The sequence below is a fragment of the Amycolatopsis sp. CA-161197 genome, from assembly GCF_050942255.1.
Taxonomy (GTDB): domain Bacteria; phylum Actinomycetota; class Actinomycetes; order Mycobacteriales; family Pseudonocardiaceae; genus Amycolatopsis.
The window spans coordinates 7,112,595-7,129,071 of record NZ_CP192059.1 but is presented as its reverse complement, the minus strand read 5'-3'; the positions used below and the strand labels follow the sequence as shown (position 1 = coordinate 7,129,071).

Below are 16,477 nucleotides of genomic sequence, written 5' to 3'. Positions count from 1 at the left end.
TGGGGTGACGACCACTTCGCCCCGGCCCGCTCGGGTCAGCCCGATCGCGTGGACCGCGATCGGGCTGTGGACGGCGGCGCTGGCCCTGGTGGGCGGGCTGACCATCGGGTTCGCCCACCGCGTCGACCCGTTCCGCGACCCGGTGAGCGACTACGCGCTGCACCGCTCGGGCCGGGCCCTGTTCACGATCGCCGTGCTGCTCGTGCTCGCCGGCGGGCTCGCCCTCGTCGTGGCGGCCCAGCTGGCGGGACTGCCCCGGAACAGCGCCGTGTCCGTCCTCTTCGGACTGTGGGTGGCCGGGCTGTTCCTCGTGGTGCTGTTCCGGGAAAACCCCAGCACCACCGTCGTCACGCTGCACGGCGAAATCCACCGCTTCGGCGGCGCCGTGCTGTTCGCGTGCCTCCCCCTGGCCTGCCGCGCACTCGCGCGGCTCCTGCGCGCCGACCCCCGATGGGCCCGCCACGCGCGGCGAGTCCGCTCGTGCGCCCGGCTCGCCTTCACCACGGCGGTGGCGTTCGGGCTTGCGCAGTTCGTGTCCGAGCTGCCTGAGGGGTTGCTGGAACGCGCTGCGCTCGTCGCGGAGCTTGGCACCTTGGTAACCATCGCGCTCGTGGTGCGGGCGGTGGCCCGATGACCCTCCTCGCCGTCGGCTTCGCTCTGCTCGGTGCGTGCTTCTTCGCGGGATCCGTTGCCCTGCAACACAAGGCCGTCCAGACCCGGAGCAGCGTCACGGGCCGGGTCGAGCTCACGCGGCTGGCGCGGTCGCGCACGTGGCGGGCGGGGGTCCTCCTCGGTGTCACCGGCACCGCCCTGCACTTGACCGCGTTGTCGCTCGCGCCGCTGGCCGTGGTGCAGCCGCTCGGCGTGCTGAGCCTCGTGCTGACCGTGCTCGCCGGGCGAGGCGCGGTGACCGCGCGCCGGATCCGCGTCGCCGCGGCGGTCGTGTGCGTCGCGGTCGCCGGGTTCGTGCTCACCTCGGCGTCCGCGCCGGTCCCGCACGCGAACATCACCACGAGTGCCGTGGTGCTCGCCGTGCTGGCCGGGCCGGCGGTGGCCGTGGCGGGGCTCGCCTGCCTGGGCCGCGCGCGGTGCCTCGGGCGCTCCGCCGCCGCGGCCGTGTTGTTCGGCCTCGGTGCCGCGGTGCTGCGGGCGGCCGCGCTCAGCCTGCCCCACCTGCCGGCGGCGGCCGGATTCGCGCTCGCGGGCGGCGCGCTGATCGCCGGTGGCGGCTGGCTGCTCCAGCAGGCCCACGCCGCCGGGCCCACCGCCGTCGTGGTCGCCGCCACGACGGTGCTCGACCCCCTCACCGCCGTCGTCGCCGACCAGCTGCTCTACGGCGAAGCACCCCACCTCGTGCCGGCACTCGCCGCCGCCCGCCTGGTCCTGGCGCTGGTCGCCGTGCTCGGCGTGCTCGTGCTGGCCGGCTCCCTCAGCAGTCCCACCGAACACGACAAGGAAACCCCGATGCCCACCTCCGGACTCCGGATCCTGCTCGGCGCCGACACGTTCCCGCCCGACATCAACGGCGCCGCCCACTTCACCGCCCGGCTCGCCCACGGCCTGGCCGGCCTGGGACACGACGTCCACGTGCTGCGACCCCGGCCCCGCCGTGACGACGCGGACCACGGCAGCCTCACCGTCCACGACGCGCGCGCCTTCGGGACGCCGTTCCACCCGACGTTCCGGATCAGCACCCCCGGCGGCGCGCGCCGGGCCGCGGAAGACGTGCTGGACCGGGTGCGGCCCGACGTCGTCCACGTCCAGTCCCACTTCTCCGTCGGACGCGCCCTGCTGGCCGCCGCGCACCGCCGGGGCATCCCGACGGTGGCGACGAACCACTTCATGCCCGAGAACCTCCTCGGCTACGTCCGGCTGCCGCAGCCGGTCCGGCGCGCGCTGATCCGCGTCGGCTGGCGCGACCTGGTGCGCGTGTACCGCGCCGTCGGGACCGTCACGACACCGACGCCCCGGGCCGCCGAACTGCTGGCCCGCAACGGGCTCGAACGTCCCGTCGGGGTCATCTCGTGCGGGATCGACCTCGCCCACTACGCCGAGCGCGCCACACCGGCCACGGGTGACGTCGCGGTCCTGTTCGTCGGCCGCCTCGACGCGGAGAAAAACGTCGACGAGCTCATCCGCGCCGTCGCCCGCCTGCCGCGGCTTCGCGCCGAGATCGTCGGCGACGGCTCGTGCCGGGCCGCGCTCACGAGCCTCGCCGCCGAGCTCGGTGTGGCCGACCGCGTCTGCTTCCACGGCTTCGTCCCGGACGCCGACCTCGTCCGCATCTACGCCTGCTGCCAGATCTTCTGCATGCCCGGCACCGCCGAACTGCAGAGCATCGCCACGATGGAAGCGATGGCGGCCGGCTTGCCGGTGGTCGCGGCCGACGCGATGGCGCTGCCGCACCTCGTGCGCCCCGGCGTCAACGGCCACCTCTACCCACCGGGCGACGTCGACGCCCTCGCCATCCGCCTCGACGAGCTGGCCGGCGATCCCGGCGCCCGCGCGTCGATGGGCGCGGCGAGCCGAGCACTGGTGGCGCGCCACGATCTCGCCGGCACGCTCGAGAGCTTCGTCTCCGTGTACCGCCAGGCCTGCGGCGCGGCGCAGCCGACGGAAACCGAGCGGCGCGAGCCGTCCGTGGCGTGAGCGCGCCGGGGCGACGGGCCCGCCCGGGACTTCGCCGAGACCCACCGCCGGATTCGGCCAGGGCACAGCAAAATCGCGGCCAATTCGGCGGACACCGGGTGCGGGCGCGGGCACTCTCGGATCATGGGAGTTCCCGATTCGGCCCGTTCGGCCCTCGCCCCGGTGGCCCGCTTCCTCCGCCTGGTGCGCCCGGCCGTGCGGCGGCGGCCCTCGGTGCGGATCTGGGACCGGATCGAGGCCGTGCTGATCCTGGTGCTGAGCGCGGCGCTCTTCGGGTCGGTCCCGATCTGCTTCGGGCTCGCTTCGTCGGTCTTCGCCGCGGATCAGGCGGCGGATGCGCGCGCCGGCGTGCGTTACCAGGTCACGGCGAGGGTGTTCCCAGGCCCACCCGTCCTGCAGACGGCCGGCAGCGAGGCTTCGCCCGGCACGCGCCGTGTCCGTGGCATGTGGACCGCACCGGACGGGGCGGCTCGCAGTGGAGATCTGACGGTCGAGCTCGGCCCCACCGGACCTCAGACGGTGAAGATCTGGGTCGACCGCCAGGGCCTGCTGCGAGCGGCGCCGCGGACCACCGCCGACTTGCTGTTCGTCGCGCTGATGTACGGCGTCGCGGTCGAGTTCTGCGCGGTCGTGGCGGTCGCGTTGGTGTACGTGACGACGCGGTGGTGGCTCGACCGGCTCCGCGCCCGGGGCTGGGACCGCGAATGGCGCCGGCTCACCGGCGTCGGGACGGACGCCTGATCTCTTCGTAAAACGACAATGGTGTAGAAATACTACATGCCTGTCGAAGATCTGGACTACCGCGGAAGGCGGTCTCCCGCATGAACCCGTTGAGCGCGACGTCGTGGCTCTCGAGCCTCGGCACGGCGGGGGTGTTCCTCGTCCTGTTCGCCGAAACCGGCCTGCTGATCGGGTTTTTCCTGCCCGGTGACTCGCTGCTGTTCACCGCCGGGCTGTTCTGCACCACCAGCGCCACGGCCGCCGTCCACCTGTCCCTGCCGCTCGTGCTGGTGGCCGCGGTTGCCGGCGCACTGCTCGGCGCGCAGACCGGGTTCGTGCTGGGCCGCCGCGGGGGCCGGGCGCTCCTGGCGCGCACGAACAACGTGCACCTGCACCGCGGGATGACCAGAGCCGAAGAGCTCTTCACCCGCTACGGCCACGCGAAGGCGATCGTCCTCGCCCGCTTCATCCCGGTCGTGCGCACGGTGCTGAACCCGCTCGCGGGCATCCTCGACGTGCCCGCGCGGACGTTCACCCTGTGGCAGGTCCTCGGCGGGCTGCTGTGGTCGGTCGGCGTCACGGTCGCCGGGTATCTTCTCGGGGCGAGCATTCCGGGGATCGACCAGTACCTGCTCCCCATCATCGCGCTCGTGGTCGTCGTCTCGCTGATCCCGCTCGCACTCGAACTGCTCCGCAGCCGCAAGCAGCGCCGGGGAGCCGGCTCCTGATGTTCCCGCCCCTCAAGTCCCTCAGCAGCACCGTCAGCGCCGTCAGCACTGTCAGCAAAGGAAAAACTCGGTGAGCGCGATCGACCTCGGCCAGTCCGTGATCCTCGGGATCGTCGAAGGCCTGACCGAATTCCTGCCGGTGTCCTCCACCGGGCACCTGAAGATCGCCGAGGGGCTGCTCGGCATCCCGGTCGACGACCAGTCCGTGGTCGGGTTCACCGCGGTGATCCAGGTCGGCGCCATCGCCGCGGTGCTGGTGTACTTCTTCCGCGACATCGTGCGGTTCGCCGCGGCGTGGGGGCGCGGGCTCGTCAACGCGCGGGCGCGCCAGGAACACGACTACAAGTTCGCCTGGTGGGTCATCCTCGCCACGATCCCGATCGTCATCGCCGGCCTGCTGTTCCAGTCGCTGGTGAAGGGTCCGCTCGCGTCGTTGTGGGTCGTCGCGATCTCGCTCATCGCCGGCAGCGCGATCATGTGGGCCGCGGACCGGTTCGGGACGGGCAAACGGGCCGAGGCCGACACCACGTTCACCGACGCGATGCTGGTCGGCTCGTCGCAGATCCTCGCCCTGCTGTTCCCCGGGTTCTCCCGCTCCGGCGCGACGATCTCGACCGGCCTCCTGCGGGGCCTCGACCGGGTCGCCGCCACGCGGTTGTCGTTCTTCCTGTCGATCCCGGCCCTGACCGGTGCCGGCCTCTACGAGCTGAAGGACGCGCTCGGCGGCGGCGTCGACGTGCTGCCGCTCGTGGTCGGGACGGTCGTGTCGTTCGTCGTGGCCTACGCCGCGATCGCGTGGCTGCTGAAGTTCGTCGCGGCGCACACGTTCACGGCGTTCGTGATCTACCGGGTCGTCGTGGGCGTGGCGTTGCTGGCCGCGCTGGGGTCGGGCCTGCTGTCCGCCTGACCGGCACCGGGTCGCGCGAAGCCTTCCGCGGCCAGGGCTTCCGTCGCGGCGGCGACGATGCCCTGGCCCCGGGCGAGCAGATCGTGCAGGCTCCGCTCACGCAGGATCGGCGCGTCGCGAAGATCCCCGTCGGGCAGCAGCCCGGCCACGCGCTGCAGGGCGTTCATCGCGTGCCACGCAGCCAGCGTCAACGGGTCGGGCTCGGGCGCGTCCTCCGCCAGCATCGAAGCTCCGAGCTGCGCGGCGAGCCGGTCGGCCAGATCCGCGAGCCGGGCGGCGTGCAGCAGGTGAGGTTCGGGCATGGGCAGCTCTCCGGTGTCGCCGACGGAACCGCGGCAGTGTGCCACGGAGCCGGCAAACGTCCGGCAAAACGCTTTGCCGTTCGCTTACCTACGCGGGCCGCGTTTCGCGGCGCGCAGCCGTTCCTGGCGCAGGGCCCCGATCTCCGGCAGCGGCAGCGCCGCGGGCGGCGCGCCGAGCGACCAGCCCAGCAGCAGGTCCGCGAGGGCGGGGTTGCGGGCCAGGGCCGGGCCGTGCAGGTAGGTCCCCAGCACCCGGCCCGTGAGGGCGCCCTCGGTGCCGTCGCCGTTGCCGGTGCCCGCGCGCACGGATCCCAGGGTGCGGCTGCCGGGGCCGATTCGCGTGCGGCCGAGGTGGTTCTCGAAGCCGGTGAGCGGTTCGGTGCCGAGCTCGGCCGCGACGTCGACGACGACCTCACCCACCGCGCGCCGCTTGCCCGGGGCCGTGCCCGCGTCGAGGAGCCCCAACCCGGTGTGCGTCACGCCGTCGGAGGTGGTGAACTCCGTGCCGAGGATCTGGAACCCGGCGCAGACGCCGAACACCACCGCGCCGCGCGCGACCGCGTGCTGCAGGCCGGGGTGGGCGCGGAGGTGGTTGACCGCGAGGGCCTGGGCGTCGTCTTCGCCGCCGCCCAGCAGGTAAAGGTCGAGCGACGACGGCACGGGTTCGCCGTGGCGGATCTCCGTGACGGTGGCCGCGATACCGCGCCACTGGGTCCGGCGCCGCAGGACCTGCGCGTTGCCGGCGTCGCTGTAGGTGCCGAGGATGTCGGGCAGCACCAGGCCGATGCGCAGCGCCGAGTCGCGCGGCGTCCGCGCCGGGTCAGGCATGGCCGAGGTGTTGTTGTGCGTCGCGGAAGGCGGTGTAGTTCGCGACGAGCTCGACGGGACCCGGCGGCAGCGACGTGATGGCCGCCTGCGGCTCCCGGCACAGCGTGTGCCGCACTTCGGCGTAGGTGAGGCGGACGGCCACGTCGGTCGCGCGCTCACCGGAGGCGACCACGTGGCGCCCGCGCAGCTGCTCGAACGGCACGTCCCACAGCCACGATGTGTCGCGTCCGTCGGCCTCTCCGCTGTTGACCGCGACCACCACCGGCGAGCGCGGAGGGAGCAGCGGCAGTGTTTCCCGCCAGCCGGCGGGGTTCTTCGCCAGCAGGACCCGCACCGAGCGCCCGGAGACGACGGCGCGCCGGTAGCGTCCCGAGACCTCGCCGATCGCGCGCAACTGGGCGACGGCGACGTGAGGCGACACCCCGAGGCGCTCGGCCGCGGCGACCGCGACGGCGGCGTTGGCGGCGTTCGCACGGCCCGGCAGCCGCAGGTCGAGCGTGACCGTGGTGCCGCCCGCGGTTTCCACCGTGTCGTCCCGCAGGGTCCACAGTGGATCCGGGCGGGTCAGGCCGCACACGCAGTGCCAGCCGGCCTCGTCGCGGTGGATGGCCTGCCCGCACCGGGCGCACGCCACGGCGTCGGCGTGCCAGCCCTGTCCCGCGCTGATCCACAGCGGCCGCGCCGAGGCGAGGGCGGCGGAGGTGACGAGCGGGTCGTCGCAGTTGGCGACCACCGTCGTGTCCGGCAGCGCGGCGGAGATCGCCCGGAACTCCCGCTCGATCGTCCGCACCTCGCCCACCCGGTCCAGCTGGTCGCGGCTGAGGTTGAGCAGCACCAGGCACGAAGGCCGTACCTGCGCCGCGACGCCGGACAGGTAGGTCTCGTCGACCTCCAGCACCGCTACGGGCGCGTCCGGTTTGGCGACCAGCGCGGCGACGACTCCGTCGGGCATGTTCGCGCCGTCGCCGTTGCCCGCGACTTCGCCGAGCGTCTCCAGGACCCGGCTGAGCATCAACGCCGTCGTGGTCTTGCCGTTGGTGCCCGTCACGAGCACCACGGTGCGATCGCGGCTCAGCTGCCGCAGCACACCGGGGTCCAGCCGGAGCGCGATCCGCCCGCCGATCACGCCGCCGGCGCCCAGCCCCAGCCGGCGGGAAACCGCCGCGGCGGACCGGGCCGCCGCGACGGCCAGCCGGGTCCGCGCCGGCAGGTGCCGCGGACCCGGCGCGATCGGGGCTCGCGCGTCGAGGACTGTCGGCGGACTGGGGCTCACCACTGGATCTCCTTCGCGTGCCTACCGGGGTTCGCGGTCACCCTCGTCGGGACCTCCTGTGAGGACGCTGAGGACGTGGCGAAGCCCGCAGTCACCGACGTTAGGCCAGTGCGGTTCAGGAGCCGGTTCGAGCAGGGTTAACCGAACGCTGTCTCGTCGATCCACAGTGGACAAGGTCAGCGGCGGGCAAGATCTCGTTGGCGCACGGTTTGCTTCAGGACCGGCGGCCGGCCGGGAAACGTTGGGCTGCGCCGTCAGCCGGCCCGGTGCGCGCGGCGAGCGGCGCCGGCCCGGCACCGGGCGGCCGAGCCGAGGGTCTCGGCGTACAGCGCCAGGAGTCGTTCCGTGGCGGTGTCCCACCCGGACGCGGCGGCGTGGCGGCGTGCCTCGGCGCGGTGGTCGCCGCTCAGCAGGGCGCGGGCGTGGGCGGGCAGGTCGGCGGGCCGGTCGACGGGGAAGAACTCGGCGGCCGTGGTGCCGGCGAGCGTCGAGCGCGCCGCCGGGCTTTCCGCGGCGAGGACGGGCAGGCCGCTGGCGAGCGCTTCCAGCAGCACGAGCCCGAGGGTGTCCGTTGTGGATGGGAAGGCGAACAGGTCGGCCGTGCGGTAGGCCTCGGCGAGGGCTTCGCCGTGGAGCATGCCGGTGAAGACCGTGCCCGGCGGCAGGGTGCGTTCGAGGTGGGCGCGGGCCGGGCCGTCGCCGACCAGCACGAGGCGGAAGCCACCGGCCGGCGCGGCCAGGGGAGCGAGCCGGTGCAGGCCCTTCTCCGAGGCGAGCCGGCCGACGTACAGCGCGACCGGACGCCCGTCGGTGCGCCGGCGCGGTGCGGGGCGGAAGCGCTCGAGGTCCACGCCGCGCGGCCACAGGCGGACGCGGTGGATGCCGTGGCGCGCCAGTTCGTCGACCGACGCGCTCGACGTCGCGAGGTTGAGGTGCGCGCGCCGGTGCAAGGCGCGCAAGATCGTCCAGATCAGCGGCACGGCGGCGCCGAGGCGGTAGTGACGTGCGTAGCGGGCGATGTCGGTGTGGTACGACGCCACGGTGCGGCGGTTCTGCCTCCGCGCGGCGAGCAGCCCCGCGATGCCCAGGAACGCCGGGTTGACCAGGTGCACCACGTCGGGGTCGAATTCGCGCAGGTACCGGCCGACCCGGGGGAGCGGCAGCCCCCAGCGTTTGCCGCCGTAGAGGAACTTCGCGCCGGCCGCCCGGACCGTGCGCACCCGCGCGCCCGCCAGCGTGCTCGGGCCGCCGGCTTCCGGGGCGATCACCAGGACTTCGTGGCCGCGCGCGTGCAGTTCGCGCACGGTGGCGACGAGCCGGGTGACGATCCCGTCGGTCGAGGGCAGCCACGTCTCGGTGACGAACGCGATGCGCATGGCCTTACCGGGCCCGCCGGCCGGACGCCTGCGTCACGCCCAGGAACGCGACCAGTGCCGCGATCACCAGCAGCAAGGTGACACTCACCGGACCGGTGCCCAGCCCCACGCCGCCGCGGTCGGGTCCGACGCCGAGCCAGTCGGCGAACGAGGCCCCCAGCGGCCGGGTCACCACGTACGCGGCCCAGAACGTCGCGACGGAGCCGAGACCGGCGAAGCGCCGGGCCAGCGGCGGGACGGCGATGACGACCGCGAACACCACCCCGGAGCCGAGGTAGCCCAGGTGCAGCGTCGTGGCGGTGAGGTCGCCGAGCGCGGTGCCGAGCGCGAAGGTCGTGCCGACGGCGAGCCAGTAGAACACCTCGCGCCGCGGAGTGGTGATGTCGTGAATGGACAAGGTGCGCTCGAGCCGGTGCCACAGCAGGAAAACCGCGGCGAGCACGATCGCGAACACCGCCGTCGACACCGCGTACGGCACCCCGAAGCCGACGTGGGCGGCGTCGGCGGCCATGGTGCCGAACACGCTGACCAGCACCACGGTCGTCCAGTACAGCCAAGGGCGGTAGGTGCGGGAAAGGAACTGCGCGACGAGGGAACCGGCGAGCACCAGCCCCGCCACGCCCACCGCGATCACGGGATCCACGTTGTGCGCGAAGAAATCGCTCGTCGTCTCGCCGACGCCCGTCGTGAGCACCTTGATCACCCAGAACAGCGCGGTGACCTCCGGGACCTTGCTCGCGGTGCGGCGGCCGGTGCGCGGGCCGCCGCCGCTCAGTTCCGCTGTCGTCATGGGGAAATCCTCCCAGGTGCCGGCGTGCTCCGGGACGTCGGAATGATTGTTCCGCGGGTGTTCTCGATGCTCATTTTGCCGGTTTTGCGCTTGCGGAAAAATTGCCGCGGGTAAACCTTCGGCTAACCTTCGAGGCGGTATCTTGTCGCCGGTTTTCCCTGCTGTGACGGGAAAGTCAGTTCACGCGTTGTTCTTTCACGTGTTCCCCGGAGTCCTCTTCGGGGGCCTGGAATACCCCGGGCGCCGCAGCCGGCGGATGCCGGACAACAGGAGGAAATCCGTGTCGAGAACCCGCACACCCTTGTTCGCCCTTCTCGCCGCCGCGGGATTGTTCGCGACCGTCGCCCCGGCCGCGACGGCGCAGCCCGAGCAGCGGCACGTGCTGCTCGTCTCGGTCGACGGCATGCACCAGTCGGACCTCGCCTGGTACACCGCGACCCACCCGCACTCGGCGCTCGCGAGCCTGGTGGCGCACGGCACGCAGTACACGCACGCGAACACGCCCGTGCCCTCGGATTCTTTCCCCGGCCTCGTCGCCCAGGTCACCGGCGGCAACCCCGCGACGACGGGCGTGTACTACGACGCCACGTACAACCACGCGCTGCTGCCCGCGGGCACCACGAACTGCGCCGGCGTGAAGCCGGGCACCGGCGTGGACTACACCGAGGATCTGGACCTCGACAAGAACTCCGTCGATGCCGGGCAGGGGCTCGCCGGGCTGCCCGCCGGTGTGCTGAAGATGACCGGGAACCCGCGCACGCTCATCGACCCGGCGAAGCTGCCGGTCGACCCCCGCACGTGCAAACCCGTTTACCCGCACCAGTACCTGCAGGTGAACACGGTCTTCGAGGTGGCTCGCCAGGCCGGGTTGCGCACCGCGTGGTCGGACAAGCACCCCGCCTACGAGATGCTGAACGGCCCGTCCGGCACCGGCGTGCAGGACCTGTTCACCCCGGAGATCAACAGCCAGGTGCCCGGCGGACCGGCCGGCGGCGACTGGACCACGGACAACGCCGCGACCCAGCAGTACGACTCGTACAAGGCCCGCGCGGTGCTCAACGAGATCGACGGCTACGACCACAGCGGCACCACGAAGGTCGGCACGCCGGCGGTGTTCGGGCTGAACTTCCAGTCGGTGTCGACCGCGCAGAAGCTGCCCGTCTCCGGCGGCCAGGCCGGCGGGTACACCGCCGGCGGCGCACCCGGCCCGGTCGTGCGCTCGGCGCTGGACTTCGTGGACCGGCAGCTGGGCGCGTTCACCGCGGAGCTCCAGCGCCGCCACCTCGACCAGAGCACCACCATCGTGCTGTCCGCCAAGCACGGCCAGTCGCCGATCGACTCGAACGCGCTGACCCGCATCGACGACGGCGCCCTGCTCGACGGTCTCAACGCGGCCTGGCGCGCGGCCCACCCGGGCGCCGCCGACCTCGTCGTCCAGTCGACCGACGACGACGCGATGCTGCTGTGGCTCAGCGACCGCTCGGCCGCGGCCACGACGTTCGCGAAGAACTACCTCCTCGCGCAATCGGGCACCGGCAACGGGGTCACCGGCGCGCCGAAGCCGTTCGTCCACTCCGGACTGACGACCGTCCACGCGGGAGCGGACGCCGCGCGCTACTTCGGCGTGCGCCCCGGCGACGCGCGGGTGCCCGACCTCGTCGGCATCACCGTGCCCGGCGTGGTGTTCACCGGCGGGCAGTCGAAGATCGCCGAACACGGCGGGGCGGCCGCCGACGACCGGTCCGTCCCCCTGGTCGTCAGCGGCACCGGGCGCGGGCAGAGCGTCGGCGGCGCGGTGGAGACCACGCAGATCGCCCCGACGATCCTGCGGCTGCTGCACCTCGACCCGCGGTCGCTCGCCGCGGTGCGCGAGGAAGGCACCCGCGTGCTGCCCGAACTCGACCGGTAGTGGGCCGGCGCCCGCACCGCGAGTGCGGGCGCCGCACACCGGACGAAACAGGCGCCGCCGCACCCGGAGAAGCCGACCGACTACATGGATGTAGATTTACTACATGCCTGTAGAAATTTCCGAAGGCGACCGCGTGGTGCTCGTGTCCGCGCGGGTCGGCGCCGGGCACGACGGTGCGGCTCGGGAGCTCGCCCGGTGGCTGGCCGAGCGCGGGGTGCGCGCCGACCGCGTCGACTTCCTCGACCTGCTGCCGGGCCGGCTCGGGCAGACGCTGTGCGGCGCCTACCACCGGCAGTTGCAGGTCGCCCCGCGCAGCTGGGACTGGCTGCTCGGGGCGCTCGGCTCACCGGCGCTCGCGGCAGTCGCCCGGCGGCTCGCGGCCCTCGCGTCCCCCGGGCTGGCCGTGGTGGTGGGCGACGACGCGCGGCTGGTCCTGTCGACCTACCCCCTCGCGACCCACGCGGCGGCGCACCTGCGGGCGCGCGGGCGGCTCGCGCCGGGGCTGGTGGCGTACCTGACGGATCCGTCGGTGCACCGCCTGTGCGTCAGCGCGGAGGCCGACCTGACCGTGGCGCCCAACGAGACCGCGGCACGGCAGGCCCGAGCCTGGGGCGCGGGGCGCGTGCTGGTCGCGCCGCCGCTGGTCGCGCCCGCGTTCCGGCCGGTGGCCGGCGCGGCCGAGCGGACGCGGCTGAGGTTCGCGCACGGCCTGCCCTCGGATCGCGCGCTGGCCCTGGTCGTCTCGGGGTCCTGGGGCGTCGGCGAGGTCGAACGGACGGTGGCCGACCTGCGCGCGGACGGTTCGGCCGAGCCCGTGGTCGTGTGCGGCCGCAACGACGCGTTGCGCGAACGCCTGCGCAACGCGGGGCTCCGGCACGTGTTCGGCTGGGTGGACACGATGGCGGACCTGATGCGCGCCTGCGACGTCGTGGTCCAGAACGCGGGCGGGCTCACGACTTCCGAAGCCCTCGCGACCGGGCTGCCGGTGCTGACCTACCGCTGCCTGCCCGGCCACGGCCGCGCCAACGCCGCCGTACTGGACCAGGAGGGCACCGTGCCGTGGGTCCGGACACCGGACGCGCTCGGCCCGGCCTTGCGTGCCGCACTGGCCCGTGAAGCCGTGCCGGTCCTGCCGGTGGAGGTGGCCGGGTGATGCGCGTGGTGGTGGTGGTGGCGGGTGCGCTCGCGGCGCATGCCGCCCCGGCCGCGTTGTTCCTGCCGCGCCTGCGCACCGACGCGTTCGGCCCGGCCTTGCGTGCCGCGCCGGTCTGTGAAGCTGCGCCGGTCCTGCCGGTGGAGGTGGCCGGGTGATGCGCGTGGTGGTGGCGGGTGCGCTTGCAGAACATGCCGTTCTGGCCGGGTTGTTGCTGCCGTCTATGGGTCACGACGCGTTCGGTCCCGCTTTGCGTGCCGCACTGGCCCGTGAAGCCGTGCCGGACCTGCCGGTGGAGGTGGCCGGGTGATGCGCGTGGTGGTGGTGGTGGCGGGTGCGCTCGCGGCGCATGCCGCCCCGGCCGCGTTGTTCCTGCCGCGCCTGCGCACCGACGCGTTCGGCCCGGCCTTGCGTGCCGCGCCGGTCTGTGAAGCTGCGCCGGTCCTGCCGGTGGAGGTGGCCGGGTGATGCGCGTGGTGGTGGCGGGTGCGCTTGCAGAACATGCCGTTCTGGCCGGGTTGTTGCTGCCGTCTATGGGTCACGACGCGTTCGGTCCCGCTTTGCGTGCCGCACTGGCCCGTGAAGCCGTGCCGGACCTGCCGGTGGAGGTGGCCGGGTGATGCGCGTGGTGGTGGCGGGTGCGCTCGCGGCGCATGCCGCCCCGGCCGCGTTGTTCCTGCCGCGCCTGCGCACCGACGCGTTCGCCGGGGTGGGCGACCCCGGCCACGTCGCGCTCACCTTCGACGACGGTCCGCATCCGCGCTCGACCCCGCATTTCCTAACGCTGCTGGCGAAAACCGGCACGCGGGCAACGTTTTTCGTGCTCGGGCGCGAGCTCGCCCGGTGCCCGGAGCTCGGGCGCGAGATCGTCGCCGCCGGGCACGAGCTCGCGGTGCACGGCTGGGACCACCGCTGTTTCCTGCGCCGGTTCCCGACGGCTCTGCACGACGACCTCGCGCGGACGGCCGAGCTGGTCACCGACGTCGCCGGCGTCGAGCCGCGGTGGCTGCGCGCGCCCTACGGGGTGTTCTCGGCCGGCTCGTTGGTCGCTGCGCGGAAGCTGGGCCTGCGGCCCGTGCTGTGGACCGCCTGGGGGTTCGACTGGGCCGCCCGCGCGACTCCGGCGTCGGTGGCCGCGACAGTCCACAAGGGACTTCGCCCGGGGGGCACGATCCTGTTGCACGACTCGGACGTCGCCGCCTCCACCGTCGGTTCGTGGCGGTCAGCGCTCGGCGCACTCCCGGTGATCCTGGCGCGCTGTGCGGAACGCGGTCTCACGGTGGGACCGCTGAACGAGCACGGGGTGGGCCGCGCACGAGGCCTGCTGGGCGGCTTCGATGTCGGCGTGCAACGCGATCGCGGCCTGCGCCCCGGCCCCGGCGGACCAGGCGCAGCAGCCGAGCACCACGGCGACCGCGATCGCGGTCAGCACCCCGCGGCGGCGCGGCGGTGACGTGGGGGTGTCCAGCAGCGCGCGCACCCGCTGCGGCACCGGCCCGCCCCCGGCGGCGAGCGCGTACGAGCCGCGGCTCCGGTCGGCCAGCGCGGCCTTGGCCACCGCCGTCGCGACCACGCGCCGGTCACCGACCCCGGACGCGGCGGCTTCGTCGGCCCAGCGCTCCATCGCGAACCGCACGGCCGTCGTCAGCGGGCGCACGAGGGGGTTGAGCGCCGCCGCGAGAACGCCGACCGCGGCATAGCCCGGGTGGCGCAGCCGAAGGTGTGCTCGCTCGTGCTGCAGGAGAGCCGCCCGTTCGCCGGGTTCGAGCGCGGCGAGCATCCCGGCGGACACGGCGATGCGGCCGCCGCGACCGGCGATGGCGAAGGCCACGGGCTCGGCGCCCGGCAGGACCACCACTCCGCCTTCGCGGGAATGCTCGTCCAGCTCGGCGTGCACGCGCCGGTACCACCGCCACTGGCCGTGGATCGCGCGCACCGCCGAGACCGCCGCGGCGATCAGCAGGGTGCAGCAGGCGATGGCCACCGGTGTCGGCACGGTGGCGGTGAACGTCGCGGGGGAGAAGTCGCCGAGCTCGGCGACCACCGGCAGCAGCGACAGGCCCGCGAGCGCACCCACGGCCAACGCGCCGGTGCTGCCCGCGGCGAACACCAGCGCGAGAAACGTCAGCAGCTGCGTTGCACCGCGGGGGGACAAGCGCGGCGCGAGCCAGCGCCCGACCGGCCACGACGCGGCCGGCAGGACGAGCGGAACGAGCAGGCCGGTGCCCACGGTCTCAGTCGCCTTCGCGGTCGTGCTGGAGCAACTGCAGCAGCGCCTGCTCGTCGTCGGCCGACAGGTTCGACACGAACCGGGCCAGCACGCTCTCGCGGTTGGCCTCCCCGTCGAGCACCGCGCGCATCCGCCGTGCCGCGAGGCCAGGGGCGTCTTCCGCCGGGCTGTAGACGAACATGCGACCCCGCTTCTCCCGCGTGACGACGTCCTTCTCGTAGAGCCGGGACAGGATCGTCACCACGGTGGTGTAGGCGAGCGAGTCGTCGCCGAGCCGTTGCCGCACGTCCGCCGCGGAGGCCGCACCGTGCTGCCAGAGCACGGCCAGCACCTCGGCCTCGAGCTCACCAGGTCCCCTGCGCATGAGGCAAATCTACACTGGTGTCGTAGTTCACGGTGCCGTCGGCGGCCGGGACCGGAGTGAGGTGGCGAAGAAGTCACGCTGGTCGGGCTGCAGGTAGCGGGTGAGGTTGCCGGGCATGGTGGGCAGGAGCTTGTCCGGCCCGATGCCCGGCGCGTCGGGCCGGTAGCTGTTGAACGTGACCATCGGCGAGTGGATGTCGAGCTCCATGCCCTGCTGGACGCCGGCCTGGACCATGGCGTCGGCGAGGGTGTGGAGGGTGAGCCCGGTGCCGCCGACGTAGAGGAGGTTGCCGGCGCGGTCGGTGCCGAGGCCCGAGCGCCAGGTGTACTGGAACTGGTTCGACGCGCTGCCCCAGTGGCCCGCCGGGTTGAGGTCGAGGCCGGGGACTGGGGCGCCGTGGTCGATCACGAGGTCGAGGTTCTGGCGCACGGCGGTGAGGTGCGGGTTCATCGTGGCGTCGCGGCCCCACTGGGCCACGGAGACGCGCCCGGTGTCGTCGATCACGACGGACGCCATGCCGTTGTGCAGGGGTGCGACGGTGGTCCCGTCGAGGTAGTAGCCGCCGTTGCAGTCCTTCAGCTTGAACCCGGAGTTGAAGGCGGCCACGAGCGAGCTGCGCATTTCGGCGGGAATCGCGGCCGGGCCGGGCCCGCCCGGGTCTTTCGTGCCGGAGAACAATTGCGTGCGCACCAGCGACTGGTTCAGCCACGCGACTCCGGCGACGACACTCGCGTGGGCCGGATCGGGCTGGATGAACGTCGTGTATTCGGCGACCTGGCCGCCGCCGCTGCGCGCGCCCGGGAGCCATTCGCCTGCACCGGCCGCCGCGGACGGGCCGACGGGCAGGTTCCGCGGGCGCGGCCCGGGCCCGTTGACGGCCAGTCCGCCCAGCGAGGGCAGGTCCCCGGCCGACGGCGGCGCGCTCGAGGGCGGGTGGCGGGTGAACCACCAGTTCTCGACGGCGTTGACCACACCGCCGAGACCGATGTCCCGCAGCCAATCCACGGTCCGGACCGACACGCTCGCGTCGCCGGGGTAGGTCAGCGCGTAGCCGTAGGTGCCGGCCGGGTAGGCCAGCAGGGCAGCGATCACCAGCAGCACGATCCGGCGCCGGCGGCGCTTCGGCCGCGGCGGCGCGGGTGGCTGCCGGGTCGCCTGCTGCGGCGGACCGGGGTGCGGCGGAACCGGGTGCGGAAAGAGCTGATCGGCGGACATGTCCGCAAGTTATTCCGGGCCCGGTGCACGCCC

General features: G+C 73.6%; 19 protein-coding genes and 1 pseudogene. 12 read left to right on the top strand and 8 right to left on the bottom strand.

Annotation, left to right across the window (positions count from 1 at the left end; all coding sequences use genetic code 11):
* Positions 1 to 4 precede the first annotated feature (4 nt).
* From ACQPXB_RS33470 to ACQPXB_RS33450, 5 genes are all read left to right on the top strand, one after another.
* The gene (locus tag ACQPXB_RS33470) at positions 5 to 634 is read left to right on the top strand and encodes a DUF998 domain-containing protein (RefSeq protein WP_432845689.1); all 630 of its coding nucleotides are present in this window, start codon (positions 5 to 7) and stop codon (positions 632 to 634) included.
* On the top strand, positions 631 to 2,649 hold the full coding sequence (locus ACQPXB_RS33465) for a glycosyltransferase (RefSeq protein ID WP_432845687.1): 2,019 nt from the start codon (positions 631 to 633) through the stop codon (positions 2,647 to 2,649). Before ACQPXB_RS33470 ends, ACQPXB_RS33465 begins: the two co-directional genes overlap by 4 nt.
* Positions 2,650 to 2,772: 123 nt before the next feature.
* On the top strand, positions 2,773 to 3,390 hold the full coding sequence (locus ACQPXB_RS33460) for an Rv1733c family protein (protein ID WP_432845686.1): 618 nt from the start codon (positions 2,773 to 2,775) through the stop codon (positions 3,388 to 3,390).
* 80 nt (positions 3,391 to 3,470) lie between these two features.
* Entirely contained in the window at positions 3,471 to 4,097 is a 627-nt protein-coding gene (locus tag ACQPXB_RS33455) for a DedA family protein (RefSeq protein WP_432845685.1), read from the top strand.
* Positions 4,098 to 4,167: 70 nt separating this feature from the next.
* Entirely contained in the window at positions 4,168 to 5,004 is an 837-nt protein-coding gene (locus ACQPXB_RS33450) for an undecaprenyl-diphosphate phosphatase (RefSeq protein WP_432845684.1), read from the top strand.
* Here the strand turns inward: ACQPXB_RS33450 and ACQPXB_RS33445 are convergent.
* The 5 genes from ACQPXB_RS33445 to ACQPXB_RS33425 form a co-directional block, all read right to left on the bottom strand.
* Positions 4,941 to 5,306 (bottom strand): hypothetical protein, encoded by a 366-nt coding sequence (locus ACQPXB_RS33445; RefSeq protein ID WP_386952809.1) that lies wholly within the window; start codon positions 5,304 to 5,306, stop codon positions 4,941 to 4,943. The genes ACQPXB_RS33450 and ACQPXB_RS33445 overlap by 64 nt on opposite strands.
* Positions 5,307 to 5,390: 84 nt before the next feature.
* Positions 5,391 to 6,134, bottom strand: coding sequence for a type 1 glutamine amidotransferase (locus ACQPXB_RS33440; RefSeq protein WP_386952812.1), 744 nt, complete (start codon positions 6,132 to 6,134; stop codon positions 5,391 to 5,393).
* Positions 6,127 to 7,407 carry a MurT ligase domain-containing protein gene (locus tag ACQPXB_RS33435; RefSeq protein ID WP_432845683.1) on the bottom strand — a complete coding sequence of 427 codons (1,281 nt, stop codon included), beginning with the start codon at positions 7,405 to 7,407 and terminating at the stop codon, positions 6,127 to 6,129. Before ACQPXB_RS33435 ends, ACQPXB_RS33440 begins: the two co-directional genes overlap by 8 nt.
* 254 nt (positions 7,408 to 7,661) lie before the next feature.
* Positions 7,662 to 8,783 (bottom strand): glycosyltransferase family 4 protein, encoded by a 1,122-nt coding sequence (locus tag ACQPXB_RS33430; protein WP_432845682.1) that lies wholly within the window; start codon positions 8,781 to 8,783, stop codon positions 7,662 to 7,664.
* Between the two features lie 4 nt (positions 8,784 to 8,787).
* Positions 8,788 to 9,573: a COG4705 family protein gene (locus ACQPXB_RS33425; RefSeq protein ID WP_386952819.1), complete on the bottom strand. Its 786-nt coding sequence runs from the start codon at positions 9,571 to 9,573 to the stop codon at positions 8,788 to 8,790.
* Between the two features lie 256 nt (positions 9,574 to 9,829).
* Here ACQPXB_RS33425 and ACQPXB_RS33420 point away from each other — a divergent pair, with 256 nt between their 5' ends.
* From ACQPXB_RS33420 to ACQPXB_RS33390, 7 genes and pseudogenes are all read left to right on the top strand, one after another.
* Complete coding sequence (locus ACQPXB_RS33420) at positions 9,830 to 11,482, top strand: alkaline phosphatase family protein (protein ID WP_432856898.1); 1,653 nt, start codon at positions 9,830 to 9,832, stop codon at positions 11,480 to 11,482.
* Positions 11,483 to 11,585: 103 nt separating this feature from the next.
* Positions 11,586 to 12,635: a glycosyltransferase gene (locus ACQPXB_RS33415; RefSeq protein WP_432845681.1), complete on the top strand. Its 1,050-nt coding sequence runs from the start codon at positions 11,586 to 11,588 to the stop codon at positions 12,633 to 12,635.
* On the top strand, positions 12,635 to 12,793 hold the full coding sequence (locus ACQPXB_RS33410; protein WP_432845680.1) for a hypothetical protein: 159 nt from the start codon (positions 12,635 to 12,637) through the stop codon (positions 12,791 to 12,793). The genes ACQPXB_RS33415 and ACQPXB_RS33410 overlap by 1 nt, the downstream gene beginning before the upstream one ends.
* Entirely contained in the window at positions 12,793 to 12,945 is a 153-nt protein-coding gene (locus ACQPXB_RS33405) for a hypothetical protein (RefSeq protein ID WP_432845678.1), read from the top strand. The genes ACQPXB_RS33410 and ACQPXB_RS33405 overlap by 1 nt, the downstream gene beginning before the upstream one ends.
* Complete coding sequence (locus tag ACQPXB_RS33400) at positions 12,945 to 13,103, top strand: hypothetical protein (protein WP_432845680.1); 159 nt, start codon at positions 12,945 to 12,947, stop codon at positions 13,101 to 13,103. The genes ACQPXB_RS33405 and ACQPXB_RS33400 overlap by 1 nt, the downstream gene beginning before the upstream one ends.
* Positions 13,103 to 13,255, top strand: coding sequence for a hypothetical protein (locus ACQPXB_RS33395; protein ID WP_432845678.1), 153 nt, complete (start codon positions 13,103 to 13,105; stop codon positions 13,253 to 13,255). Before ACQPXB_RS33400 ends, ACQPXB_RS33395 begins: the two co-directional genes overlap by 1 nt.
* Positions 13,255 to 13,698: pseudogene (locus ACQPXB_RS33390) on the top strand (polysaccharide deacetylase family protein); the annotation flags it as partial. The gene ACQPXB_RS33395 and the pseudogene ACQPXB_RS33390, both read left to right, overlap by 1 nt.
* Positions 13,699 to 13,857: 159 nt before the next feature.
* Here ACQPXB_RS33390 and ACQPXB_RS33385 read toward each other — a convergent pair.
* The 3 genes from ACQPXB_RS33385 to ACQPXB_RS33375 are packed head-to-tail and all read right to left on the bottom strand — an operon-like array spanning position 13,858 to position 16,444.
* Positions 13,858 to 14,865 (bottom strand): M56 family metallopeptidase, encoded by a 1,008-nt coding sequence (locus tag ACQPXB_RS33385; RefSeq protein ID WP_432845676.1) that lies wholly within the window; start codon positions 14,863 to 14,865, stop codon positions 13,858 to 13,860.
* Positions 14,866 to 14,869: 4 nt separating this feature from the next.
* Positions 14,870 to 15,229 carry a BlaI/MecI/CopY family transcriptional regulator gene (locus ACQPXB_RS33380; RefSeq protein WP_366582773.1) on the bottom strand — a complete coding sequence of 120 codons (360 nt, stop codon included), beginning with the start codon at positions 15,227 to 15,229 and terminating at the stop codon, positions 14,870 to 14,872.
* Between the two features lie 27 nt (positions 15,230 to 15,256).
* Positions 15,257 to 16,444, bottom strand: a complete 1,188-nt coding sequence (locus ACQPXB_RS33375) for a hypothetical protein (RefSeq protein ID WP_386952834.1) — start codon at positions 16,442 to 16,444, stop codon at positions 15,257 to 15,259.
* Positions 16,445 to 16,477 lie beyond the last annotated feature (33 nt).